This window comes from Nitrospirota bacterium (assembly GCA_040754395.1).
Taxonomy (GTDB): Bacteria; Nitrospirota; Thermodesulfovibrionia; order Thermodesulfovibrionales; family SM23-35; genus JBFMCL01.
This window is the reverse complement of record JBFMCL010000013.1, coordinates 34,694-61,056: the sequence shown is the minus strand read 5'-3', so window position 1 is coordinate 61,056 and position 26,363 is coordinate 34,694. Positions and strand designations below refer to the sequence as shown.

The 26,363-nt window shown below is 48.2% G+C and carries 23 protein-coding genes; 17 read left to right on the top strand and 6 right to left on the bottom strand.

Features of this window, described 5'->3' with window-relative positions:
- Window positions 1-103 precede the first annotated feature (103 nt).
- From AB1552_08215 to AB1552_08205, 3 genes are read left to right on the top strand one after another with little or no spacing between them, the layout of a single operon-like run.
- Window positions 104-1,444 (top strand): tetratricopeptide repeat protein, encoded by a 1,341-nt coding sequence (locus AB1552_08215; protein MEW6053757.1) that lies wholly within the window; start codon window positions 104-106, stop codon window positions 1,442-1,444.
- Window positions 1,445-2,227, top strand: a complete 783-nt coding sequence (locus AB1552_08210) for a FecR family protein (protein ID MEW6053756.1) — start codon at window positions 1,445-1,447, stop codon at window positions 2,225-2,227.
- A 13-nt stretch (window positions 2,228-2,240) separates the two neighbouring features.
- A complete protein-coding gene (locus tag AB1552_08205) occupies window positions 2,241-3,953 on the top strand; it encodes a fibronectin type III domain-containing protein (GenBank protein ID MEW6053755.1) in 1,713 nt (570 codons plus the stop codon).
- Here AB1552_08205 and AB1552_08200 read toward each other — a convergent pair.
- Window positions 3,936-5,567, bottom strand: coding sequence for a glycoside hydrolase family 3 protein (locus AB1552_08200; protein MEW6053754.1), 1,632 nt, complete (start codon window positions 5,565-5,567; stop codon window positions 3,936-3,938). The genes AB1552_08205 and AB1552_08200 overlap by 18 nt on opposite strands.
- 222 nt (window positions 5,568-5,789) lie before the next feature.
- Here AB1552_08200 and trpB point away from each other — a divergent pair, with 222 nt between their 5' ends.
- The 5 genes from trpB (at window position 5,790) to lptD (ending at window position 12,233) form a co-directional block, all read left to right on the top strand.
- Window positions 5,790-6,980 (top strand): tryptophan synthase subunit beta, encoded by a 1,191-nt coding sequence (trpB, locus tag AB1552_08195; GenBank protein ID MEW6053753.1) that lies wholly within the window; start codon window positions 5,790-5,792, stop codon window positions 6,978-6,980.
- Window positions 6,980-7,756: a tryptophan synthase subunit alpha gene (gene trpA, locus AB1552_08190; protein ID MEW6053752.1), complete on the top strand. Its 777-nt coding sequence runs from the start codon at window positions 6,980-6,982 to the stop codon at window positions 7,754-7,756. Before trpB ends, trpA begins: the two co-directional genes overlap by 1 nt.
- A gap of 110 nt (window positions 7,757-7,866) precedes the next feature.
- The gene (gene accD, locus AB1552_08185) at window positions 7,867-8,700 is read left to right on the top strand and encodes an acetyl-CoA carboxylase, carboxyltransferase subunit beta (GenBank protein MEW6053751.1); all 834 of its coding nucleotides are present in this window, start codon (window positions 7,867-7,869) and stop codon (window positions 8,698-8,700) included.
- Window positions 8,697-10,103 (top strand): folylpolyglutamate synthase/dihydrofolate synthase family protein, encoded by a 1,407-nt coding sequence (locus AB1552_08180; protein ID MEW6053750.1) that lies wholly within the window; start codon window positions 8,697-8,699, stop codon window positions 10,101-10,103. The genes accD and AB1552_08180 overlap by 4 nt, the downstream gene beginning before the upstream one ends.
- Window positions 10,104-10,139: 36 nt before the next feature.
- Entirely contained in the window at window positions 10,140-12,233 is a 2,094-nt protein-coding gene (gene lptD / locus AB1552_08175) for an LPS assembly protein LptD (GenBank protein ID MEW6053749.1), read from the top strand.
- A 103-nt stretch (window positions 12,234-12,336) separates the two neighbouring features.
- Here lptD and AB1552_08170 read toward each other — a convergent pair whose 3' ends face one another.
- The gene (locus AB1552_08170) at window positions 12,337-12,861 is read right to left on the bottom strand and encodes an adenylyl-sulfate kinase (protein ID MEW6053748.1); all 525 of its coding nucleotides are present in this window, start codon (window positions 12,859-12,861) and stop codon (window positions 12,337-12,339) included.
- Between the two features lie 75 nt (window positions 12,862-12,936).
- Here AB1552_08170 and AB1552_08165 point away from each other — a divergent pair, with 75 nt between their 5' ends.
- The 8 genes from AB1552_08165 to AB1552_08130 all read left to right on the top strand — a co-directional run bounded on the left by AB1552_08165 (window position 12,937) and on the right by AB1552_08130 (window position 20,082).
- Complete coding sequence (locus AB1552_08165; GenBank protein ID MEW6053747.1) at window positions 12,937-13,410, top strand: hypothetical protein; 474 nt, start codon at window positions 12,937-12,939, stop codon at window positions 13,408-13,410.
- Window positions 13,400-14,233, top strand: a complete 834-nt coding sequence (locus AB1552_08160; GenBank protein MEW6053746.1) for a transketolase — start codon at window positions 13,400-13,402, stop codon at window positions 14,231-14,233. The genes AB1552_08165 and AB1552_08160 overlap by 11 nt, the downstream gene beginning before the upstream one ends.
- Complete coding sequence (locus tag AB1552_08155) at window positions 14,233-15,213, top strand: transketolase family protein (protein ID MEW6053745.1); 981 nt, start codon at window positions 14,233-14,235, stop codon at window positions 15,211-15,213. Before AB1552_08160 ends, AB1552_08155 begins: the two co-directional genes overlap by 1 nt.
- Window positions 15,214-15,280: 67 nt before the next feature.
- Window positions 15,281-15,943: a cell division ATP-binding protein FtsE gene (gene ftsE, locus AB1552_08150; GenBank protein MEW6053744.1), complete on the top strand. Its 663-nt coding sequence runs from the start codon at window positions 15,281-15,283 to the stop codon at window positions 15,941-15,943.
- On the top strand, window positions 15,944-16,819 hold the full coding sequence (locus tag AB1552_08145) for an ABC transporter permease (GenBank protein ID MEW6053743.1): 876 nt from the start codon (window positions 15,944-15,946) through the stop codon (window positions 16,817-16,819). It begins immediately after the preceding gene.
- A 109-nt stretch (window positions 16,820-16,928) separates the two neighbouring features.
- Window positions 16,929-18,062 carry a peptidoglycan DD-metalloendopeptidase family protein gene (locus AB1552_08140; protein MEW6053742.1) on the top strand — a complete coding sequence of 378 codons (1,134 nt, stop codon included), beginning with the start codon at window positions 16,929-16,931 and terminating at the stop codon, window positions 18,060-18,062.
- Window positions 18,063-18,082: 20 nt separating this feature from the next.
- Window positions 18,083-19,399 carry a S41 family peptidase gene (locus tag AB1552_08135; protein MEW6053741.1) on the top strand — a complete coding sequence of 439 codons (1,317 nt, stop codon included), beginning with the start codon at window positions 18,083-18,085 and terminating at the stop codon, window positions 19,397-19,399.
- A gap of 62 nt (window positions 19,400-19,461) precedes the next feature.
- On the top strand, window positions 19,462-20,082 hold the full coding sequence (locus AB1552_08130) for a nitroreductase family protein (protein ID MEW6053740.1): 621 nt from the start codon (window positions 19,462-19,464) through the stop codon (window positions 20,080-20,082).
- Window positions 20,083-20,209: 127 nt separating this feature from the next.
- On the opposite strand, the gene AB1552_08125 is transcribed toward AB1552_08130, so the two are convergent.
- Complete coding sequence (locus AB1552_08125; GenBank protein ID MEW6053739.1) at window positions 20,210-22,285, bottom strand: DUF6600 domain-containing protein; 2,076 nt, start codon at window positions 22,283-22,285, stop codon at window positions 20,210-20,212.
- Between the two features lie 265 nt (window positions 22,286-22,550).
- On the opposite strand from AB1552_08125, the gene AB1552_08120 reads away from it, so the two are divergent.
- Complete coding sequence (locus tag AB1552_08120) at window positions 22,551-23,225, top strand: ribonuclease H-like domain-containing protein (protein ID MEW6053738.1); 675 nt, start codon at window positions 22,551-22,553, stop codon at window positions 23,223-23,225.
- Between the two features lie 232 nt (window positions 23,226-23,457).
- Here the strand turns inward: AB1552_08120 and AB1552_08115 are convergent, their stop codons facing one another.
- The 3 genes from AB1552_08115 to AB1552_08105 form a co-directional block, all read right to left on the bottom strand.
- Window positions 23,458-24,168, bottom strand: a complete 711-nt coding sequence (locus AB1552_08115) for a response regulator (GenBank protein MEW6053737.1) — start codon at window positions 24,166-24,168, stop codon at window positions 23,458-23,460.
- Window positions 24,169-24,273: 105 nt separating this feature from the next.
- The gene (locus AB1552_08110; GenBank protein MEW6053736.1) at window positions 24,274-25,359 is read right to left on the bottom strand and encodes a phosphotransferase; all 1,086 of its coding nucleotides are present in this window, start codon (window positions 25,357-25,359) and stop codon (window positions 24,274-24,276) included.
- 57 nt (window positions 25,360-25,416) lie between these two features.
- On the bottom strand, window positions 25,417-26,349 hold the full coding sequence (locus AB1552_08105) for a carbohydrate kinase family protein (GenBank protein MEW6053735.1): 933 nt from the start codon (window positions 26,347-26,349) through the stop codon (window positions 25,417-25,419).
- Between the last annotated feature and the right edge of the window lie 14 nt (window positions 26,350-26,363).

The following is a 26,363-nucleotide window of genomic DNA, read 5'->3' as shown; positions in this document are numbered from 1 at the left end:
GTCAAAATTCAGGATGAGGGGAGAACGGCAGCTTGCTTTTGCCTTGACATAATCCTTAAAAGCTATATAATAGCAGGTACCCTGTGAAATAAGAGGTTTACATATGCTAAAAATATCCAAATCTCTTCCCAGATTTCCGCAAATCTTCCCTCTTTTTCTGCTGTTCTTCTTTGCTTTTCTCATTTCAGTCTCTCCTGGTTTCGCGGGACAGACAGATTCTTCGTACGAAATTTCGATAACAAAAGCCCTGGACAGTATCGAGAATGCCAAATACGAACATGCGGTCAGAGAACTCAGGGAGATTCTCAGTACGAGGCCTGATGATGAAAAAGCAACGCTTTATCTCGGCATCGCACTCAGCCGTCTGGGAGACGGAGAAGCAGAGGCATTTCTGAAAAAGGCGCTCAGAATGAATCCTCAGAATCCCCGGACAAACCTCGAACTCGGGATTTTCTATTACCACAAGTCCAATAAGGAAGAAGCAGAGGATTATCTGGAGAATGTCGTCAGTCTTGCCCCTGACACTGACTATTCGAAAAAGGCAAAACAATACCTCAGCAGCCTTCAGAAGCAGGGAACCGTAGGACCATTGGCTCTGAACATCTCGGTTGGCGCGCAGTACGACAATAATGTAGTGCTTGATTCCGGGGATGCGCCGCTGCCTGAAGGAATCTCAAGGAAATCGGACTGGAGTGCGGTCATTTATCTCAAGGGCAAATACAATTTTGTGAATACGGGGACAGTGGATGCCTCCGCAGGATACAGCTTCTATCAGAACTTGCACGTCCATCTTTCAGACTTCAATGTAATGGACAACCTCTTCGACCTCACGGCAACCTTCCGCATTTCTACCCTTCTGAGCCTGAAAACAGCGTATGCTTTTGACTATCTGCTCGTGGGAGGAGACCCCTATAATTATGCACATGTTGTGTCACCGTCGCTCATCATCTCTGAAGGGAAAGGCTTTTCTACAATCCTTGAATACCGATACAAAAATATGCACTATATCAACTCATCCCTGTTTGACACGAATTCTGACAGGACCGGGTTTAACAACATGGCAGGGATTACGCAGAACATACCCCTTGGCTCATATGTCAATTTCCGGGTGTCATACGCATACGACAAAGAAACTCCCAAAAAGGAATTCTGGGAATATACTGGAAACAAGGGAATGGCGGGACTCCAGTTCAACCTTCCTGTTGGTCTTTATATCAACCTCAGCGGAGAATACTACAACAAGAATTACAGGGAGCACAATCCTGCAGTGTCATCCAGAACACGAAAAGACGAGGTTCTTTCCGCTTCCATTTCAGCGACAAAAACATTGTCAAGAGTCTTCAGCTTCACTCTCGGGCAGTTATATGTGAGAAACAAGTCGAATATTGAGGTCTTTGACTATGAACGAGCTGTCACAAGCTTCTTTATCAATGCGAGGTTTTAAATGAAGATCGAGAAACTTTCAGTCATACTTCTTCTGTTCTGCGCAATCCTTTTTTATCCGGTTATCGCTCCGGCTGAAGACGGCGTGGGGACCATGGTCGCGGTAAAAGGAAGAGTGCTTATTGACAGAGACCAAAAGACCCTTGAAACAAAAATGAAGGACAGTATCCTTGTCAGAGATACTGTTTCAACCCTTGAGGCGTCACGGGCAAAGATGCTGTTTGTCGATGACAGTATGCTGACCCTGGGAGAAAAATCAAAAGCTGTCATCAGGGAACTTGTGTTTGCGAAAGACAAACGCGGGAAGTCCGTTTTCAGCCTTCTTGAAGGCAAAATGCGGTCTATTGTCGGAAAATCTGATTTTGAAGTGCACACACCGACTTCAGTCGCAGCAGCAAGGGGTACAATCATCCTCTTCGAGACAGGCATCATGGACGGCAAAAGGTTTACAATCATCCTCTGCATTGAGGGTATCGTGACCGGCATGAGCGCAGACGAAAAAATTACCGGCAGTTTCAGACTCGAACCCGGAATGACGATTACTCTTATTGAAGGCGAGCCTGTTCCCGAGCCTGTTGCCGCACCACCTAGTCTTATCAACAGACTAATGACAGAAACTGACGTCATCCACGAACTGTCGGTGCCGGGTCCTGCAGCGATTATTGTGGCACCGGATCAGACAGGAGTGGAAATGATGAAAATGCTGCCGCTCTCAGACCAGGATCCGGGAATAACGGTAAAACCGACAACTCCTGTGAACATTGATCTGGACTGGCAAAAATAAATTGAGGGTAGCCATGAAAAAGCTGAGCATACTGTTCATTCTTGCTTTTCTGTCACTGAATATACACTGCGGGGGAGGAGGAGGTTCCGCATCGTTCACCTCCGGCAAGACGAAGGTAACAATCAATCTCGGCGAGACAAGGACCGGAGCCGGGGGGCTGTTTGTTAAGGCATCCTCGACCATACCAACGAACGTGACCAGCATCCGGTTCAGCATCACAGCGCCTGATATGGCAGAAATCTCCGAGACTGTTCAGGTTGCAGGACAAAGCACGGTCTCGAAGCAGTTCGATGTCCCGAACGGCCCGAACAGAAATTTCGTGGTCGAAGCGATAAATGATGCGCTCAGTCCTCCTGACAACGTTACCTACCGCGGAGAGACCTATGCAAATCTGGATGGAAATCCTGTCGCACTCTTCATCGTTATGGTATCAACAGACAGCGTTCCACCGGCTTTTGGTGGTCTTGTGTCTGCAACTGCAACTTCTACAACTTCGGTCGAACTCGTTTGGGCTCCTGCATCCGATAATGTCACACCACAGGCCAACATACAATATCTCATTTATATGGCAACGTCGTCCGGAGCACAAAACTTCTCTGCACCAAGTTTTGTCACGCCTCAGGGGGCGACTTCATTGACAGTCATCGGTCTGAACCCGTCCACGACGTATTACTTCGTCGTACGGGCAAAGGACGAGCGTGGCCTCATCGATACAAATGTGACAGAGAAATCCGCAACTACCCTTTCCCCTCCGGACACCACCCCTCCCTCTTTCAACGGTCTGGTATCGGCAACTGCGATCTCATCAAGCGAAATCCTGCTGGAATGGGATCCCGCGTCCGACAATGCTTCCGATCCGGCGCATATCGATTATCTGATCTATGTTGCGACGTCGTCCGGAGAACAGAATCTCGCTGTTGCCAATTCTGCCAGCGCACCCGGTGCAACGTCATTCACTGTGACCGGACTGGGACCTGATACCACATATTATTTTATTGTCAGGGCAAGAGATGCGGCATACAATATTGACAGCAATACGGTGGAGAAATCTGCTACAACAAAATCAATGCCTGACACCACCCCCCCCTCTTTCAGCGGTCTGGTATCGGCAACAGCGCTCAGTACTTCATCGATACGTCTTTCATGGAATCCTGCAACAGACGATGTCACACCAGCATCAGATATCGCCTACTATATTTACATGTCGGCTTTTTCAAAAGGCCAGAACTTTACAATCCCGAGAGATATTGTCTTAAGTGCTGCAACCGCCACTGTCACAAGCCTCTCTCCTGCCACGACATACTATTTTGTCGTCAGGGCAGCGGACAATACCGGGAATATGGAGCAAAACACGGTCGAGAAATCCGCCACAACCTTAACACCGAGCTTTGTCGACCTCCAGCCGGTGAACGCAATAATAAACAGTTTTGATATCAGCTTCGATGTGGTAAACAACGGAACAGCCAATGCGGTCAATGCAGTGGTATTCGTGGAAAGTACCGATGCCTGCGTATTCTATGACTGCAACTCTGCGATGGTTTCAGTTCCCGCAGGCGGCAGTCAGAATGTGGTCATCACACTAAGCTATATGCCAATTGAATACAGAATCACTGTCGATCCCGACAACAACATTGCAGAATCCAATGAATCAAATAACTGTATCTCTAACATTACGAACTGGTGCGGGTCTTCGCCACCAGCTTCCTGTTCAACGGGTGGGATTTAGGTAAACATACCCGGAAGGAAGCGGAAGATCATACGGCAGCCGTCCGAGCATCTGCCTCTTGCCACTGAGTATCTCCAGTCCGGTTTCGAGATATACCCTTTCAGCCTCAAAGACGACTAACAAATGTACCGGTCTGAGTTTTTCGAGAGTATTTCTGATATCTGAAGGACGGATCTTGAGCACCAAATACGGGATTTTCAGTGCATTGCAGAAAGAGACGAGCACCGCGGCATCGGGATAGTCAGCATCGATAATCAATGCATCGAATTTTCGAAGAAAATCCTCGGGGTTCAGGGACGGATAGATCTTCAGGAAATTTCCCATGGTCGTATTCATGTTTTCAGCAGTTTTGAACATGTCAACGAGAGTCTTGTACAGCAGAAGATTATTCCCTGCATACAGGACTGTTCCCGTACCGGACAAGGGAAAATCCGGCGCCCCCTCCCTTTTGATCCCGATCACGGAATGGCCGGCAACGGTTGTTGAGATATCCCTGAGACTTTGCACACCCTTGTTTTCAGGCCCTCGTGACATCAATTTTTTCTTCGCACGCAAAATCCTTCTCAGGGAGTCATCAAGGCGCTGCATCGAAATATCCCCTTGCTCAGCAGCGTGCAGAACCGTCTGAAAGACCGACTCCTGATTTTCCCTCTCATGGCTGACCATGATGATATCAGCTCCTGCCCTCAATGACTCGACTGCCGCTTTCGGTATCGGCATCATATCCTGTATTGGTTTCATTTCGATGTTGTCCACGATAATCAACCCATCAAACCCTATTTCATCCCTCAACACGTCCTTCATCCAGTAGGATGAGAGTGATACCGGGGTTTTTCCGTCACCTGGTTCACCGACAACATGACCGACCATGATGAAATCAACACCGGATCTCACCGCACTCGTAAACGGCATCAGATCTGCCTCTCGCTCCCGGGCATTCTTCCATGTTATGGACGGCAGGGCATAATGAGAATCCACCAGCGCCCTTCCGATTCCCGGGAAATGCTTTGCCGCAGAGAGAATACCGGATTCCTGGATACCGCAGATGTACGCAACGCCCAGTTTCTCTACGGTTTCAGGTGTGCTGCTGAAACATCTCGGCGTTATCGGTGCAGAAAGGATATCATGCGGTACATCAAGCACAGGAGCAAGATTGACATTGATGCCTAGTGTTCTGAGCGCGCTGCCCACCGACAGACCCACTTCCCGTGCAATTTTCTCCGAACCGGTCGCACCGATTGTCACTGCGGAAGGAGGTTTATAGTCTTCTCCCCCAACCCTGTGGACGATGCCTCCTTCCTGATCTGTTGCAAAAAATACCGGAAAACCGGATTCTTCGATACTCTCCCGGATTTGGGCGATAAGCGGGGGGATATCTGAAGCATGACGCACATTCCTTCCATAGAATACTATGCCACCGGGGCTGATTTTCTTCAGATGCATGATTTCCTGCCTGCTGAGAGTTCTCTCCCGTATCCCTATCATGATAAGCTGCCCCACCTTCTGCCTGAGGGTCATGGAGGCAATACGATCATCAATATCATCCCCTGCACACAGAACGGACGGCGAAAAAAAGAAAAGACACACTGTTATCAGAATAATTCTTCTGTACATCACAGAAAATGTATCATGGAATGATACGTCCTGTCACGCGTAAACGGAAAATTTTCTCTCTCGCCACTGGTTTCAATGAAGTAAGGTACCGGCAACCACATGATGGCTGAAATCAGAACGCTTCCTTTCCCGCAGACAGCGTGTGACAAGTGTGTAAATATTTCGCCGAGATGAGATATAATACACACCTGAGAAAAAGCCATCACCTGGTGGGAGGTGTGCATCAAAAAAAGACCTGACAGAAGGGGATATTTCGGCATCTACGGAGGCCGTTTTGTACCTGAGACTCTCATGCCTGCTCTCCTGGAACTCGAGGAAGCCTTTTACCGCTCCAGAAAAGACCGAGAGTTTCAAAAACAGCTTGCCCATCTCCGGAAAACCTATATAGGAAGACCCACACCCCTGTATTTTGCCCGGAGACTGACTGAGCATCTGGGAGGTGCAAAAATATACCTGAAGCGTGAAGATCTGGCTCACACCGGTGCTCACAAGATCAATAATGCGGTTGGACAGGTGCTGCTTGCAAAACTGATGGGCAAGAAGCGTGTTATCGCTGAAACGGGAGCCGGACAGCATGGTGTCGCGACTGCAACAGGAGCCGCCCTTGTCGGCCTCGAATGCGGAATTTACATGGGAACGGAGGATATGAAAAGGCAGTCGCTGAATGTGTTCAGGATGCGACTGCTCGGCGCAAAAGTCACTGAAGTTCCGACCGGCTCAATGACACTGAAAGATGCGATCAATGAGGCTCTACGCGATTGGACAACCAACGTGCGCTCGACTCATTACATACTCGGCACAGTGTTCGGCCCGCACCCGTTCCCGATGATGGTGAGGGATTTCCAGTCCGTCATCGGCAGGGAAACGAAAACGCAGATCCTTGAGGCAGAGGGGAAACTCCCTGATTATCTCATCGCATGTGTCGGTGGCGGAAGCAATGCAATAGGCCTTTTCCATGAATTCCTTGACAGGGAAGTGAAAATGATCGGCGTAGAAGCAGGAGGAAGGGGCATCGAAACCGGGGAACATGCGGCGCGGTTTGCGGGTGGCTCTCTCGGTGTCTTCCAGGGATGTAAAAGCTATCTGCTGCAGGACGATGACGGGAATGTCCTCGGCACGCATTCTGTATCAGCAGGCCTTGATTATGCGTCTGTCGGGCCGGAGCATTCCTTCCTGAAAGACTCAGGACGTATTCAGTATTCTTACGCAACTGACGATGAAGCTCTTTCCGCCTTCGAAATGCTTTCTATGACCGACGGCATCATACCCGCCCTCGAATCAGCACATGCACTGGCTGAAGTCATAAAGCTTGCCCCTCTGCTTCCGCGGGATGCGGTCATTGTGGTAAACCTCTCCGGACGAGGCGACAAGGACGTTCAGCAGGTTGCAAGGATTAAGGGGATCGAACTGTAATGTCAAGAATCGGGAATACCTTCAGAACCCTGAAGCAGAAAGGGAAAAAAGCCTTTATTCCCTATATCATGGCGGGGGACCCTTCCCTTGAAATAACCGAAAAAACCGTGCATCTCCTGAAGGAATGCGGAGCGGACATTGTTGAACTGGGGGTGCCTTTTTCAGACCCCCTGGCTGACGGGCCGACAATTCAGCGCGCGTCTGAAAGGGCGCTGCTGAATGGCATCACACTGAAAAAAGTGGTATCGTTTGTTAAGACATTGCGGAATACCACAGAAGTGCCCATTGTGCTCATGACATATTTTAACCCTGTATTCAAGTATGGTCCCGGACGTTTTGTGACAGACGCAACAGACGCAGGTGTCGACGGTGTAATAATCCCCGATCTGCCGCCTGATGAGGCAGGAGATTTCATCAAGCTGTCAAGAAATGCAGGGCTCGATACCATATTCCTTATCGCACCGACATCAACTGAAGACAGAATAATAAAGGTAACAAAAGCAGCACGCGGGTTTGTCTATTATGTATCCATAACCGGCATTACAGGGTCTGTTCTGACTCTTGACGGATCAATGGATACCGTGATTTCGCATATCAGGAGGCATACTGAAAAGCCCGTTGCAGTCGGATTTGGGATATCAAGGCCTGAAGAAGCATCAGTCGTTTCAGGGATGGCAGACGGGATTATCGTTGGCAGTGCAATTGTAAGGATGCTCCATGAATCTCCTGAAGCTCTCAGGCAGTATCTGGTCAGCCTGAGAAAGGCCATCCCATGAGCACGTCTGCCAGTGCGACGGTAACGTTTTCAGTGTCTTTGTCGAGGCTTTTCAGGAGAACATGCATGCTGTCTGAACATCTGCACACAAAAACAGAAAAGGTGTAGGAAATGGCGTGGTTTAAGAAGACAAAAGATATCAAGGCTGACAAAAAGGGGAAAATACAGGAAGGCCTCTGGGTCAAATGCGAAGGCTGCAAGGAAATAATATACAAGAAGGAGATAGAAAGGAACCTGAAGATCTGTCCCAAGTGCAACTACCACTTCAGGATAAGTTCGCGGGAGCGGCTGAAACTTCTTGCTGATGAGGGAAGCTTCACGGAGATGGATGAGGGTCTCATGACAGTCGATCCCCTTCACTTCAAGGATTCCATTTCATATAAAGAAAGGATACGAGAGAATCAGAAAAAAAGCACTCTTCCTGAGGCTGTAATCTCAGGGGATGCGCTCATAAAAGGGCATCCTGTCTGTCTCATCATCATGGACTTTTCTTTTATGGGCGGAAGCATGGGATCCGTTGTTGGGGAAAAGGTCTCACGGGCCGCGGAAAGGGCAATAGAAAAAAAACAGCCTCTTATTACTGTTGCTTCTTCCGGCGGGGCAAGGATGCAGGAAGGAATCTTTTCCCTCATGCAGATGGCAAAGGTATCTGCTGCAATCGGAAAACTGAAGGATAACGGAATGCTCTACATTTCGATCCTCTGTGATCCCACATTCGGGGGGGTCACCGCAAGCTTTGCTACGCTCGGCGACATCATTATTGCCGAACCGAAAAGCCTGATCGGCTTTGCCGGTCCGAGAGTCATTGAACAGACGATAAAGCAGCCGCTTCCCGATGATTTCCAGAGGGCGGATTTCCTCCTTTCGCACGGCATGATTGACCTCGTACTTGACAGAAAAAACCTGAGAGAAACCCTCGCAAGACTGTTCGAACTTCTTTTATGATTTACAATGAAACGGTCAGCTATCTCTATAATCTCCAGAAATACGGAATCAAGTTAGGTCTGGACAATATCCGCAGGCTGGCCTCTTCCCTCGGTTCTCCCCAGCAGTCTTACCGTTGTATCCATGTGGCAGGGACAAACGGAAAGGGTTCGACATCAGCAATGATCGCGTCTATTCTGCAGGCAGCAGGCTTCAAAACCGGCCTTTTCACTTCACCCCATCTCATAAGCTTTACGGAAAGGATAAGGATAAATGATACCCAGATAACTGAGGATGAAGTTGTTGCCCTTGTGTCAGAATTAAGGGATACCATTTCACTCAGCAAAGGTTTTTCTCCCACATTTTTCGAAGTGGTGACCGCTATGGCAATGCTCTATTTCAAGAGAAAAAAAATCGACATCGCCGTCATGGAGGTCGGTATGGGAGGAAGGCTCGATGCTACCAATATCGTGTCACCGGAAGTATCGGTCATCACCAGTATCAGCATGGATCATGAGGAGTTCCTCGGCAAAACCCTCGAGGAAATTGCGGAAGAAAAGGCAGGGATTATAAAGAACAGCGTTCCTGTTGTGGTGTCCCGGCAGGATGCCGGTCCGCTTGGAGTAATTGAGAAGACCGCGGAGAAAAGGTCTGCTGACATGTATCTGTACGGAAAAGATTTTTCCTCAGAACTGAAAAGAAAAGACATCACGGGGATTTTGTTCAGATTTTCAGGAGGTCGATCATGCATTATGGACGACATGGTGCTGCCGCTGGCTGGTGAACACCAGATGCTGAATGCCTCTGTTGCCCTGGAAGCAGCAATGATCGCATTAGGCAGATGCACGTCGTACATGCAGTCCCCTCCCTGTCACCCGTTACATGAGTTCCCGGAATTGTCTCAATACTTAAGGGAAGGACTGAGAAATGTAAAATGGTCCGGGAGACTTGAATTCGTGCATGAAGACCCGCCGATCCTGATCGACGGGGCACACAATGCAGCAGCTGCGACCGCACTGTCCAGGGAACTGAAAGACTGTTTCGCCGGGATGCACCGCAGGCTCATTTTGATACTCGGCATCATGGGAGACAAGGATGTGCCCGGGATCATGGGTCCGCTGCTTCCTCTTGCATCAGATATCATCCTGACCGCTCCCTCATATGCCAGGGCTGCGAGACCTGATACGCTTGCGGATATCGCCCGTTCACTCGGCTTCCCCCGCGTCACAACCGCGCCTACAGTAAAGGATGCGATTGCGCATGCGAAAACAATGGCGTCCGGTGCCATGTATGATGGAACATCTACGAAAGGCTACCCGGAAAACGCCCTGCCCCTTATAGTGATTACCGGTTCATTCTACACAATAGGAGAAGCAAAGGAAGTGCTTGGCCAGAGGGGTGTGCTTACAGGTCTTAGGGAATAGTATCAGTTGCGGCTCCTGAACCCAAAAGTGAAAAAAATGACGGGAACACATCATACCATGAATCCGTGTGATACCGTATCAGCATCTCACAAAATCAGTGAGGTGATGCTGAATGCGGGAGTTTTTCGCGGCTCTTTATCTGCAGTCATACTGTCTCTGCAGAAAGCAATATCCCCGCACAGATCCTTCGTAATATGGTCGGCTTTTTACTCTCTTTTCTTTTTTCTGTTTGCCGCTTCCGGCCTGTTTTATGCTGGCCGCTGTTTTGCCGGAGAGCAGACGGTTATTACCTCAGACACGCTCGAATACCACAAGGATACGGCATCCTATCTTGCCAGGGGGCATGTGAAAATCCAGCAGGGCGATGCAGTAATCGAAGCCCTCGAAATACGCTATAACGAGCAGACCTCAGAGGTCGTCGCAACCGGGGATGTCATTTACAATGACAGCAAGACATCGATCCGGGCAGCCCGGATTGAGATGAACCTTGAAACCGGAACAGGGACGATCTTTGATGCACAGATACTCTACAAAAAGGACAACTATCATGTCTCCGGCCGGGAAATCAGGAAACTCGGAGACAAATATTATTTCAGCCCTGAGGCGACGTTTACGACATGCGACGGACCGGTCCCTGCCTGGTGCTTTCACGGAAAAGATATTGACGCGATGATAGGAGATCGACTGAAGGCGAAAGATGTATCTTTTCGCATCATGGATATCCCGGTCCTTTATGCCCCGTATCTGTGGGCGCCAATTCTTACCGAGAGAAAATCAGGCATTCTGATGCCTGTGATAGGGTACAGCAATTCAAGGGGTCTGCACCTGAACATACCGCTGTACTGGGCAATTTCAGAAAACCACGATGCAACATTCATCCTCGACGAATATACAAAAAGAGGGCTTGGAGAAGGTCTTGAATACAGATATATTGAGCCTGGCAATATAAAAGGAAAGTGGTGGCTGTATCATCTCAGGGATAACGAACTGCACAAGGATTTCGTTGAATTCAGGGCGTTTCACGATCAGCATTCCGCTGACGGTCCCGGTGGATATATCAATGTCAATCTTATCAATGAAAAAGATTACTACCGGGAGTTTGTCAACGATATCCAGATAAGGACTCACCGTTTTCTTGACTCCACAGGAGAGGTAACTGTTCCTTTCTCCAATTCCCGTGTCTATCTCTTGTCGCAATACTGGATTGACCTCAAGACCGGCAGTCTGGATCCCGCCCAGAAGCTTCCCGAAGCAGGATTTGTGCTGAATCCCACCAGGACAGGTCATTTCCTGGTATCCGCAACAACCGCGTTCACAAACTTCTGGAGGGATGAAGGAATCCTCGGGCAACGGGCTGATATCTATCCGCAGATATCCTACTCCTTCGGCGAAGACATCTCGGTTTTGCAGACTCTCGGTCTCAGGGAAACAGCCTATTCCCTGAGAAGAGGAGACAAAAATTCCCTTAACCGGGAATCCCTCGAGTATCGCATAACAGGGCATTCCAGGGTATCGAAACGGTACGGACCCTATACCCATATCGTCGAACCATCCATCAGCTACACCTTCATATCAAACTCTGAAAACAGCCTCCCTATCTTCGACTCAGCCGAACAGATGCAAAAGACATCGAGAATTGAAATTGCATTCCTCAACAGGTTGTTCTCAGACAAGGGAGAGTTTTTGGTATTCAGGATATCAGAGGGGTTCGATTCTTATCTTGGCGACAGACCGTTTCTGCCGCTGAAGCTCGAAATCGGGATGCGGAGGCCGGTTGCAATGCGGCTTGATTCGGAATACAATGTGCACACGGGGAGACTGGAAAACATCAACTCAGATATCCGGCTTGATTTCTCTGACATATCCCTCACTGCCGGGCAGAGATACAGCAGGTCGGACAATATCAATACCTTTGTCGCGGGTATCGGGATACATCCCTACAAATCGCTTTTTATCGACAGCCGCTTCTGGTACGATGCTGAGGAAAATGAGACAAGGGACATCGCCCTGAATATCAAATACATACGCCAGTGCTGGGGTGTCAATCTGGGGTTTGTCAAAAGGCCCGGCGATTTTTCGGTCACCGTGCTTTTTGAACTGAAGGGAATCACAAGGGCACTCAAAATATAGGAATATCGCCGCTCCTGAATCAGGTAAATATGCATAGGTATGAACGGTTATGCAGCGTTTTCTTCTTTCTGACGGATTCTCATGAATACCACAGAAACAGATTCTACCTCCGCGCTATTTTTTCCATGATTCTCGCTGCAGCCTCTTTTACGGGAGTGCTGTCCGAATCAATGATGATTTCAGGATTCAGCGGTTCCTCATAAGGCACCGTAATTCCCGGTACAGGCCAGCCTTCTGTACCCTTGCGATAAATATCCCCTGGTGCGTCATGCGCTGTTTTCCGCAGTTGCTCCCGCTGCATGCACACTTGCAACGGGCATCTGAGATACACTTCAATGTATCCGGGAATATGCTGTCTTGCGAGATCACGCCATTTTCTGAGATTTCCCGTCGCATCTATGATGACATCATGGCCGAGTTTTGTAAGATTGGCTGCAAGAAATACCAATGCCCTGTAAACAATATCCCTTTCTGATTCCGAATATGTCGGCTCGGGAGTCACGATTTTCCGCAACCGATCCATCCTGAGAACAACAATGCCGGGAAGGTTTTTTTTCACTTCATCGGCGACAGAGCTCTTTCCGCTCCCGGGAAGACCTGTCAGCCACACCGCAATTGCGATTCTCATCACCTCCCCCACTTCACTTTTTTTCCCCGGGCCATATATAATACTTTGATAAGTGTTGCATAGACCATAGAGATAATGCTTGTTGGCTATAATACTAACATATCGTACAAAGACAAGATATACCATGTGCAAACAGAGGATAGTGGAAAAAATAATCCTGTGATTGTCTCGCTTCTTTACTCAAAAGGCGCAATCCTCGCATCGAAAAAGACCAGTTATGCCCACGTAATCGGCCACCCCGACCTGAACGATAAGGTCAGAAACCTGATGAAAATACAGCACAAAACCATGATCAAGGAGCTTCTGGCCGGCAAGTATACAGTCGAATCCGCGGCAGCCGGAGATGCAACGCCGAATGATCAACCATCCACTTTTCATGACGAACTCCCGGAGAGCACTTCGGTACAGGAAGAGGTAATGGCAGAAATATCAGAAAATACTCTTGTAAAGCCGGAGCAGAAAACTGAGCCGGATGAACAGATGACGAGGAGTCTCGATGATATCCTGCTTAATTTCATATTGAAGAGGGCCAAAAAAAATGAAAACTGATGTTGCTGCTGTTGATGTACACTCACTTGAAGCCAGGGCAAAGGATCTGAGGAGAGAAATTCTCAAAATGCTTACCGAAGCAGGTTCCGGACATACAGGAGGTTCCCTTTCCGCTGCCGACATTGTGACCGCGCTCTATTTCTACAAAATGCGGCATAACCCGGCAACCCCGAAATGGGAGGAACGGGACAGGTTCATCCTTTCAAAAGGTCATGCGGCACCGGTCCTGTATGCCGCTCTTGCTCTCTCAGGCTATTTTGACATGCAGCTGCTCAGGACATTGCGCAAGCTTGGAAGTCCCCTGCAGGGGCATCCATGCTCAAAGAAACTTCCCGGCGTCGAGATCTCGACAGGTTCTCTCGGCCAGGGACTCTCCATCGCAAACGGAATCGCGATGGGACTCAAGATTGATAAATCAGGTTCTCGCGTGTATTGCCTTCTCGGAGACGGAGAGATACAGGAAGGTCAGGTCTGGGAGGCTGCCATGACCGCTGCCCATTACCGGCTCGATAATCTTTGTGCCTTCATCGACAACAACGGTCTTCAGATTGACGGCCACTGCTGCGACGTAATGCACATCGAGCCGATTGTAAGCAAATGGGAATCTTTCGGCTGGAACGTCATGGACATCAACGGACATGACATGAAGGCAATCGTTGACGCGCTGAACAGCGCAGAGGCAGTGAAGCACAAACCGACCATGATAGTTGCACGTACGATAAAAGGGAAAGGGGTATCCTTCTTTGAAGGAAAAGTTGAATACCACGGGATCGCACCAACATCTGAGGAACTCGAAATGGCAATAAAGGAGCTGGAGAACTAATGGGAGAAAGGGCACAGACAACAGCGCATGCCGTACAGACTGCTGGAAGGAAACAGGTGGCCACAAGAGATGCCTATGGAGCAGCACTGCTTGAACTCGGTAATAAAAGAAACGATCTGGTTGTCCTGGATGCAGACCTTTCCGGATCGACAAAAACCGGGAAATTTGCCAAGGCGTTTCCTGAACGGTTCTTCAATCTTGGCGTTTCTGAACAGGATATGATCGGCACTGCAGGCGGACTTTCTCTCGCAGGGAAATTGCCTTTTGCTTCAACATTTGCGGTATTTCAAACCGGTCGAGCATGGGAACAGATACGGCAGACTGTCTGTTATTCCAACCTCAATGTCAAACTGGTAGCCACTCATAGCGGGATTACCGTAGGTGAGGACGGAGCATCCCATCAGGCGATTGAAGACGTGGCCCTCATGAGGGTGCTCCCCAATATGACTGTCATTGTGCCTGCAGACGGCAATGAGACCAGGCAGGTGATCAATACTATCGCAGAGTACAAAGGGCCGGTGTATGTAAGGCTCGGAAGGGCAAAAATTCCCTTGGTCATGCCGGATGACTATGTTTTCAATATTGGGAAAGCTCACGCGTTTCATATCGGAAAGGATGTGAACATCGTAGCCATGGGAATCATGGTAGGAATGGCCCTTAACGCGGCAGCAAAGCTGCAAGAGGAAAATATCGATGCCGGAGTGATCAACATGTCCACGGTAAAACCCCTCGATGCCGATGTATTGCTGAAAGCCGCGGAAAAAAGCAGAGTGCTGATTACCGCAGAAGAGCATTCCATCATAGGAGGACTGGGAAGCGCGGTAAGCGAATTTCTCTCTGAAACCCGTCCTTCAACCGTTGTCAGGATCGGCATAAGGGATGACTTCGGATGTTCGGGGAAATCAGAAGAACTATTGACGCATTACGGGCTGACTCCCGAAAATATAGCCGAAACTGTCCGCAAGGCGCTTGGAAAATGACAGGTTCAGGTTCTGACGCAATTTTAGGTAACCTTTTTTTGGCTGTATTTCATTCTTCTTTGATGAGATGATACATTTCGAAGACGTATCAAAACACTATGAAAATCATACCGCATTAAGGAAAGTAACCTTTTCTGTCGAAAAAGGCGAAATGGTCTTCATTACCGGACCAAGCGGGTCAGGCAAATCCACTCTCCTGAAACTTATTTACATGGCGGAAAAACCCGATGAGGGAAGTGTCAGGGTTTCAGAATGGGATGTCGACAGGCTCAGGGAGTCGAGGATCCCGGAGCTGAGAAGGCAAATCGGCGTGGTATTTCAGGATTTCAGACTCCTCAAGAACAAGAATATTTTTGAGAATGTAGCCCTTGCCCTGAGAATACGACGCATGGACGAAAGAGAGATAAAAGCACGGGTTTTCGATTCTCTCAAGATGGTAAATCTGCGTCATAAAACTGAAAGTTACCCTCCGACACTCTCGGGGGGTGAACAGCAAAGGATCGCGATTGCGCGAGCGATAGTCTCTGAACCAATGATCATCCTCGCTGACGAACCGACAGGGAATGTCGACCCGGATACATCCGCCGGAATCATGAAAACATTCAAGGACATCAACGCACGGGGAGCTACAATACTTATCGCCACACACAATCAGGAGCTTTTCAGAAACAGCGGGAAACGGGTCTTTAAGCTGGATTTCGGCAATTTTGCCGGAGAGGAGATCTGCTGAATGGCTGCTCCTTATGCTTTCAGAATGGCGCTTCAGAGTATCCTCCATGAAAAGTGGATCAACCTTCTGTCGATCCTGACGATCGCAGCAGGCCTCCTGTTCACCGCGCTTACGGTTCTTTCCGTCTACAATGTTGAAATGATAACCAGGAAACTACCGGAAAAATTTTCCGTGATGCTCTATCTCAGGGATAACCTGTCAAAGGAGGAGACCGACAGCATTGTCAGTGCTGCACAAAAAGACCCCTCCGTGATAAAGGCAAGTCTTATTCCAAAAGATGAAGCACTGAGAGAACTCAAGTCAACACTGAAAGACGCTGAAATAATCCTCGGCGGAATCGGCGAAAACCCCCTCCCCGACACAATAGAGATAAAGCTGAAGCCAGATGCGGTGGGGCCTGAGAATATAAGGCGATTGACTGAAAAGTTGCGTGATTTCAGGGGAATCCAGGAAATAGAATACGGGGAGAGATTTCTTGCATCTATCTACTCGCTCAGGATGGGGATCAAAACTGCGGGGATGATCGTCGTGGTGATTATGGCTGCCGGGATGATATTCGTCTGCTACAGCACCGTGAAAATTCTTTTTTTCAGGAAAAACACTGAAATTGAAACCTATAAGCTCCTCGGAGCGACAAAGGGTTTCATCAGGGCGCCGTTTATCATAGAGGGCGCTGTAATAGGCATGGCAGGCGGTTTTCTGAGTTTCATCGGCATGCTCGCATTGTATTATTTTGTTGTGCTCAATCTGAGCCTTTCTTTTCCCATATTCAAGATGGTACATTTTCCGGTCGAAGCCTCCTTCGTCCTTATCCCGGCAGGGCTTTTTCTCGGAATAACCGGATCTGCAATAGCTATCGGGAGGATCAGATATTAGCTACCTTTTCAGCACACAAAAGGGATTTTCCGTAGGAAAAAACAGGCGGATACGGTATGCGGGAGCAATAAAATTTCACGCCCTGCTGATACTGTGTTCTGCATACTGCATGGTATTCCTCTTCCCCTTTCTCCTTCCGGCGTCTCACTGCTCTCTGGCCGAAACACCCCAGGAGGAATACAAACAGATACAGAAAGAGATCCGTTCACAAAAGAGAAAAATCGAGCAGACCAGGAAAAAAGAATCATCGGTCCTCTCAGAGATAGAAAATATCAACAAGCAGCTTAAGATAGTTGAGTCGGATCTCAGAAAATACAGAAAACGCCTTCAGGCAACCGAGTCCCAGATTGCCAGGGTAGAGAGCGAAATTGCGGAGAAGAAAAGAAAAATCGAGAGTCACAGGGAGTGGATCAAGCAGAAAATAAGGTCCATTCACAAATACGGCAATTACACAGACACCATGATGCTGTTCATGAGTGCCGAGGACATCTCTCAAGTCATGAGGAATATCAAGTATCTGCAGTTTATTGCAACCAGCGAAAACAGAGTATTGAACGATTACAAAGCGAATCTGGAGAATCTCACCATACAGGAAAAGAAACTTGTAACCCTGAAAAAAGAACTCTCCAGAAACCGGGAAAAAGTCAGCGCTGAGGAACAATCCCTTGCAGAAAAAAAAGAGGACAGAGAAATATTGCTTGTTTCAGTGAAAAAAGAAAAATCTTCCTATACAAAGATGCTGAAAGAGATGGAGCAGGCATCAAAAAAGCTCCTTGAAATCATCAGGGAATCAGAAAGGGCTGAACGGGAACGCAGGGAGATCCTCTCTGACAAAAACTTCTCAACCCTCAAGGGGAAGCTCCCCTGGCCGGTGGACGGCAGGATAGTCGTCCGTTACGGTTCTCAGAAAGACCCTCAGTTCAATACCCCTATATTCAGGAGCGGCACTTTTATTGAAGCGACACCAGACGCAATGGCCCGATCCGTGCATGGCGGCAAGGTGGTTTTCGCAGAATGGTTCAAGGGGTACGGCCAGCTCGTGATTCTTAACCATGGAGACGGGTATCATTCCCTATACGGAAGTTTATCAGAGATTTTTGCAAACGTAGGAGATATAATAAAGGAAATGCATGTCATAGGACGTGTAGGCAATTCCGGCATCGTGAATTCCGACGGCCTGTATTTTGAAATCCGGTATAAAGGCAAACCACTTGACCCGTTACAGTGGCTGCAGAGACGATAACGCTTTGGAGGATGAAACGCATGGGAAAAAGGATGTTTGACAAGAAACCGCTCCTGACGGTTTTTCTTATACTATTTGTCGCCTCAGCAGGCATCTTCATCGGAAGGTGGACACTGACCAGTGTACAGGCTGAGGTCGAAGGATATGAAGAGCTCAAGGTATTTTCAGAGGCACTTTCACTGGTAAGGAAAAATTACGTCGAGGATAGCAAACCAAAAGACCTGATTTACGGCGCTATTAAAGGAATGGTGAATTCTCTCGATCCTCATTCTGCCTTTATGACTCCAGAACAGTTCAAGGAGATGCAGGTTGATACGAAAGGCGAATTCGGAGGAATTGGAATACAGATAGGAATAAAAGAAGGCATGCTGACGGTTATCGCACCGATAGAAGATACCCCTGCATACAAGGTAGGAATCAAGGCCGCTGATAAAATCATAAAGATCAATGACGAATTCACGAAGGACATGAGTCTTCAGGATGCCGTCAGCAGGATGAGAGGCGCTCCTTCAACATCGGTCAAGATCACTATACTGAGAGAAGGCTGGAAAGAAACGAAAGACTTCACTATCTTGAGACAGATAATCAAGATCAAGAGCGTGAAATCGAAGGTTATCGAAGATACCATCGGGTATGTAAAGATAATTCAGTTTCAGGAACAGACCTCGTCTGATCTTTCGAATGCAATGCAATCTCTTGTAAAACAGAAGATCAGCTCTCTTATTCTTGACCTGAGGAACAATCCGGGGGGACTTTTGAACAGCGCTGTTGACGTCTCAAGCCAGTTCCTGCCTTCGGATAAACTGGTGGTCTACATGAAAGACAAAAAAGGTGAAAAGGTTGAGTATCGGAGCGGAAAAAACAATGCAAACACCCAGTTACCCATGGTAATACTGGTCAATCAGGGCAGTGCAAGCGCTTCCGAGATCGTTGCCGGTGCGCTGAAAGACTGGAACAGGGCTGTGCTGATCGGTTCCCAGACGTTCGGCAAGGGATCCGTCCAGTCAGTGGTCCCGCTTGCCGACGGCTCAGCGCTCAGGCTAACGACAGCCCGGTATTACACACCCAAAGGCATTTCCATACAGACAACCGGCATTACACCCGATATCATGGTGAAACAGGAATTAAAGGAAGGGGAAAAAGGGCGGCCCGTCATTAGAGAAAAAGATCTCGAAAGGCATCTGAAAAATGGTCAGCTTGATTTCGAAGACGTTCAGGAAGGGTCTGATGAAATGATACCTATCGAGATTGACGAGAAAGAGGATATTCAGCTGCAAAGGGCTATCGACCTGCTGAAGACCTGGAACGTCTTCAGGGAACTGCCAAAAGCCTCATAGCGGATTCGGACAGTGAGTGCAGGCCTCCCCGTTTCCGTGGATATCGAAAAACTCACACGGTCATGCTGCTGACGAAAGATGCAATAGAGAGAAGACGAAGCATCAGAAGATTCAAGCCTGATTCTGTACCCGATGAATGCATAACGGCTGTCCTCGATGCTGCGCGACTTGCTCCGTCAGGATGTAATGCCCAGCCATGGCGATTCAAAATTGTCACTGACAGCAATACCAAAACAGCTCTGTCTGAAGCAGCTTTCGGACAGATGTTTATCGCAAATGCTCCGGCAGTATTTGTATGCTGCGCTGATATAAGAGGCTATCTGGAAGGCATGGTGTCGGGAATCCAGGATCTCGGCAGAACAGGTGCCGTCCAGAACAGAATTATCAAAATACTCCTCAGCCGGGCAGAACAGATGGATTCCCAGTTGAACCTCATGAGCAAAGAACAGCTTGGGTCCAGGATTGCTTTCAATGTTGCCATTGCGGTTGAACACATGGTTCTGAGGGCACTTGACTTCGGTCTTGGCAGTTGCTGGGTCCGGCTGATCGACGAACAGAAGATTCGTGATATTTTTGGCTGGGACGAGAATATATTTGTTGTAGCCCTGCTCCCGCTGGGATACCCGGATGAGTCTCCTCGACCGAGGAAAAGGCTGAGGCTTGAAGATCTCATACTGGAATAGCTGCATGCCTGCATGGTATGCAGGCAAAGGGGCTGCAGATATGCACGGGGGATGATACCCCGTGCACATGGTTTTTACTATGCGTTTTCACGTTATCACAATACCTTTTATTCCGTACGAGTGTCTCTCACCGAGGAAGAAAATTGGCCGTATTCTTCCCTGGTTTGAAAAGATTCTCCACCGTCTTCTCTTCTTCTGTGCCCTGTCCTTTCCCGTGAGAAAAATATCCGCCTCCGTCTCTGGCTGAACTACCAGAAGGCGTTTCTTTTGGCTTCTTCTGGAGCTGCAGTCCCATTCCTCCCTGCTGTACAGATTGCGGCATCGTCCTTCCTCCCCGTACTGTTTTTGCGTGTTCCCGGGTCTTCATCTGCGCCTGCAGCTTCTCCCGTTTCTCTTGTCCTGCCGGCAGCCTGCCGATGTGTTCCTTTTGTACGCTTTTCCGCTTTTCCTGCACAGCACCCTGCATCCCGGGAGTACGCAGCTCTTGCTGCCGTAATGACGGGTTCCCGGTTCTTTCTTTTGGAGCAGACTTCGGTCGTTCGGCTGTTCGCTTCTGTTCCATTACACTCCCTGGTTCATGTGCCTGTGTTGCTGCATTGCCTGTCTGCTTTTTCGGCACTTTCTCCGGCCTTTCCGGAATCTGCCTTTTCACCACAGGTATTTCCGGCACTCCCTTCTGATCATATGCACTTCCGTTTCTTCCTTTCTGCATCTGGCCCAGATTCCCGGGCATATCTGTTCTGACAGCAGATCTCTCAGTGCCCGTCTTTTTCTGAGGAACAATTTGTTTTGGACGCTTGGTCTTCACGATCTTCATCGGAACCGCAGGGCTGCCCCTCTTGAATACCGAGGTATTCTCTTGTATCGCAACAGGCCTTTTATGCATTCCATATCCCCAGACTTTTTCCGTCAGTTTCCGTGCCGGCAAAATTTTTGCGGGCACTGACCGTTCCGGATATGGCATGACACTTATCCTGACCGGCTTAATGTCAGGTCTGCCGGGAAATCCCCTGATTCCGGCAAGAAAAGGATTATCAGGGGCATTGATAACCTTGACCTTCTTTCCTGTAACGAAGGTGTCCCTGCTGACAACAGTTACCGCGTTTTTCACTCTTGCGTTCACGTAGATGTTTGTGATATTCACGTTCTTGATATTGACCTTTGTCAGGTTGACGCTGTGCGGACCATAATTGCCGTATCCGTAGTATATCTCCCCCGGGGCAAGAGGAACCCAGGAGACGTATGTCGGGGTGTAGATCCAGGCAACGAGGCCGGGGGTCCATACTACTGCATTCGCAGGAGGAGGTACCCAAAACCATCCAGTTCCTGTCCTGAATGCCCATCTCCCGTAATGATAGGGAACCCAGCCCCATGGTTCATACGATATCCAGACGTATTCCCCATGACGCCATACCCACCGTCCTGACCTATATGGAGACCAGTTTGTCACAACAACAGAGGGAGCCCACACATATCCATAATGCGATATATACGTCCATCGGCCATGGTCATCAAAATCACAGCTGTAGATACCGAGCTCCGGAGGAAGATATCGTGAACTGACAGCGCGCGCAAACCTGGTATCCCGTGTACTGTTCCACCTTGCCCAGTCATCCTTCGGCCGTAAAGGAGAAAGCTGTGCATAGCTGTTCTCTCCAACGGCAAGCATATGCCCTTCGCTTAGCCTTGTATTACCGTTTTTGCTTTCTACAAATACGGTTCCATCCAGCGAAGAAACTTCGGTATAGCCGTTTTCGTATACATCAATTCCGAATTTCGATGACCTGTATGCCATAACGGATACCAATGGGGTATCCGCCTGGAATACCGTATTGCTTCCCGAGGAGTCCCTGTATCTCACATAGATCTTTCCCTGGGGAATTGCCACCTGTATCACGATCCCGCTTCTGTCCCTCCTTATGCCGGTAATACCGACTTCGGTAAAGCTGTCAGCGCGCAGATACGTGCCGCCGTCAAACTGGATTTCCGCCCTGCTTCCTTCAGGAACCCACAATCTGTCCCCTGGCATTAACGGCATATTGATTGAGGCAGCAATCCATTCATCTCCCGTATCTTGGGTAAGCACAAGGACTTCTCCCTGCATGAGACTGAGACGGGCTGTTCCGAGAATATCGGCATGTGCAGGAACACCAAAGCACAGCAGCAAAAACAGCATTGTACAGATAATCATTTGTTTTTTCATGTATACCTCCTCTTATGAGAATTAGGTTTTTCGGTATACAATTCAGGCGCTCACTATTTTTAAGCATTATCTGTGCCAGATGATTTTTTTGAATAATGTCAGCAAGTTTTCTGACAGCGAAAGCGTCAAAGTTTCTTATATGAGGATACTCTTGATGTTTTGGGAAATTTTTCCGGATTTCCTGAATCCACTTATGTGAACTATCCTGTTTTTGGGACTTTTTTCTGGAAACTCAGAAACAGGGATAGTTATAATAGGTATCACTATGTCCAGGATAATCTTCGACATTGAGACCGTCGGGAAGGATTTCGAATCTCTCGAGATACCTGTACAGGAATACCTCATGAAGAATGCCGGGACCGAAGAAGAGAAGGAAGAGATCAGGAACCGTCTCTCTTTGTATCCGCTGACAGCTGAAATAGTTACGATAGGGCTATTTGACCCTGACCTGCAGAAAGGGTATGCGTTTTTTCAGACTACCGGTGCGCCGCTCCTCCCCTTTGAAGAAGATAACATTGTCTATGAAACAGGAACAGAAAAGGATATCCTCGAGAAATTCTGGAAGATCGTAAGAAAATATCATCAGATCATAACATTCAATGGCAGGGGGTTTGACTGTCCTTTTATCCTGATTCGCTCTGCCGTACACAGTATCAAACCTACAAAAGATTTGATGCCGGGGAGATACAATGATGCACACATAGATCTTCTTGACCAGCTTACATTCTATGGTTCTTTCCGCAGAAGGTTCAGTCTCGATATGTGGTGCAGGGCCTTTGGCATAAAAAGCCCGAAGGAAAGCGGCATCACCGGATATGAGATAAAAGATCTCTACAAGGCAGGACGATGTCTTGATATCGCCAAATACTGCGTCGGTGACGTCATTGCAACAGGAGAGCTTTTCAGCTGCTGGAACAAATACATACGTTTTTCGCCTTAGCCTGTATTATTCATAAATTTTTTACTCAATGCAGAAGAGATGCGGTATCAGCGCGGATTTACAGAGTGTTCGATGCCTTAAAGCGAAGAACACTCTGTACCTCGGAGGTCTGCAACGCAGACCGAGAATGAGCGATGATACTGCATCTCTTCTGCTATTCCACGTTTCATGAGTAATCTGTGGTAGTCGAATAATTCACTGATTTTTTGATCAATCAGTACAGGGGGGCACTTTAGTCTTTCGGTTTCCTCTGTAAAACAGCCTTAGTGACTTGAATTAACTTCGTGGGTGATGTTACCATTTTATTGAGAAACTCATCCGCACCCGCGTCAATAACCTTCCGGATGACATCGTCTGTACCGCGCCCCGAACAGACAATCACCGGCAAATCCTTCCAGATCGGGTGCAATTTCAATATGGAAAGCACTTTGAACCCATCCATTTTTTCCATGAACAAGTCAAGGATTATGAGGTCGGGAGAAAATTCAGCAAGGCTCCTCATCGCGTCTATACCGTCAGATGCCTCTTTCACAGTGAATCCTTCCGACGAAAGCCTGCTCTTCAGCTGGCTCCGCAGTTTTTCGTTATCTTCAATCAGAAGGATCTTTTTTTCGATTTTTATCGTGTCCGGTTCTGCGGTGATACTCTCAATTAATCCCCGGAGCTTTGCCTTCTGCTCTTCGGTCAATTCGATAAACATGACACCCATCCCGATACCCGCCTGAAAATACTGAACCCTTGCCTTAACTTTTATTTTCTCTCCTCTGAAGGGTATTGTTACGTCAATTGCATCTCCCTGATTGAATTGCTGTACTGCACAGAGATACATGCCGCCTTCACTGATATCAATGCTCGAAGCCTGCATTATCCCGTCAATCAGCACATCTTCCCTGAAAGGGTATCTCCTGAATTGCCTGCGTTCTCTTGGGGACTGGTTATCCATCAGGCTCCTATTATACAATGTACTCGGTCAAAGTGTGCACATACGGAGAAAAAGTTTCAGTTCCCGCTTCCGGATCAGGAAAAGCAGGAAACACGGATTCCCACGTTACTTCAGATAATCATTAACGTTTTCGATCTTAAATCTTTCGGTATCAAGTACACTGTGGACAAATCTGAAGATGCGTGTCCGTTGTTCTGGTGTAATCTCAGGATAGAAGACGGGGTTTGCGACAACGGCGCCGCGGAAGGCAAAAAAGGGCGCGACAATTCCGGGCATATCCGTATCTCCGGATTCCTTTATATATTCATCAAGAAAAAACTCCAACCCTTCAAGATACGCTCCTCTTATATCGCCATACTGTTTTATAGAGAAGAAAATATAATTTATCGTGAGTGCAGTTACATCATCCGCCGGTTCACCCCACGGCCCCCTGCTTCTGTCAAGAAGAACGAATTCAGTATCACCAGTCTTTTCTGCACCGGGCGTGAGAGGCGATCCATATGCTTCTTTAAACCATATATTGCCGGGATGGAAATCCCCGTGTATCTGTGAGAGCCTTGCATATTTCGGTTTCAGTCTCGCATACCAGTCTACCGATTTTTTTATGACATCAGCCATGTCTTCATATGTCAGGGTTCCGTCAGGATAGGTGTCAAATACCCCCATCAGACACTCTCCATGTCCGACTGTGTCCCTCAGCTTTCTCCAATAAAGGGCCCTTGAATCTTTTTTTACCGCATGAATTCCGGCCAGATACGAGGCCATCGCGTGTATCCTTTGTCTATCTCTGTCTCCAAGGTGCGTCTTGTTTGCATACGCGGCAAGGTCATGAAAATAATGTGCCCCTTCTGCCCGTTCCATCAAAAGATAATATTCCTTTCCTCCGCCGATGGATTTTATGGAACCGTCCTCCATCTCTGACAGCACATCAACCGCCCTCACATGCCCCGGAAGATTCTTGTACTCATCGAGGTCAAGCAGAAAAACAGCTGCCCTGTCCGAAGGATAATCATGCCCAAGTCCTTCCGGGATGAGTGTTTTTACCACATACGACCGTATGCCTGAAGACGTTTGCATCTCTATGAGAAACCCGGACCCCTGGACACCTGATCCGAGCTTGGAAACCTCCATATGCATCACATCCGAAAATATCTGGAAAAGGTATGCCCTAACTGCGGCCTCATTGATCATAGTGACATCTCTTGAGAATTACTTCCCAGTATAGTTGACAGAAAAGATAAACTCCTGTTAGAGCTCTCCGAAATTGCTCCTGTATCTTCCGATGAAATCATCGCAGGTAAAACGATGTTCCTGGGTGCCGTATTTCTCTATCGCATATGTAGCTGCCACAGCTCCCATCCGTGCCGAAACAGCGATATCCTTTTTCAACGCAATCCCTTTTATAAGTCCTGCCCGGTATGCGTCCCCTGCTCCGGTCGGGTCAACAACCTCTGTAACCCGCACAGCAGGAACTGCTTCATCATAGTTGCCGGTGCTAATGAGCGAACCTTTTTCTCCAAGGGTGGTGATTATTATTCCGGCAAGACCCAGAAGCGCTTTCTTGTCCAGTCCGGTTATTTTCATTATCACTTCCAGCTCATAATCATTCGATATCAGCATCATCGATCCGTCCAGCCAATCCCTGAGAGCCTGTCCTTCCCACTTCGAGAGTGATTGTCCGGGGTCGCAGATGAAGGCGATTCCCTTTTGCCTGCAGACCTCTGCATACCCGGTCATGTCCTGAAGATTGCCGGGAGCTATCAGGACTACACTGTCACCGGAATCCACATTGTTGAAGCGGTACCCAGAAGGGTACTTCATGGCTCCGGGATTGAAACCCGTGATCTGATTGTCTGACATATCAGTCGTAATATATGCTCCTGCAGTAAACTCTTCTTCAATGATCTTTATCCCGTCAAGAGGAATATTGTTTTCTTTCAACCATTCAAAATAATTCCGGTAATCCTTTCCGATTGTTGCAATCACGCGGGGCTTCTCCTCCATGAGGCTCAACGAGTAGGCGACATTTCCTGCGGTCCCACCGAATTTTTCTGACATCCCGTTGACGTTGAAACAGACGTTAAGGATGTGAATCTTGTCCGGAAGAATGTAATCAGAAAATTTTCCGGGGAAATTCATGATCCTGTCATACGCGAGTGAGCCAGAAATATAAATATTCATAATCCTCCTGAAAA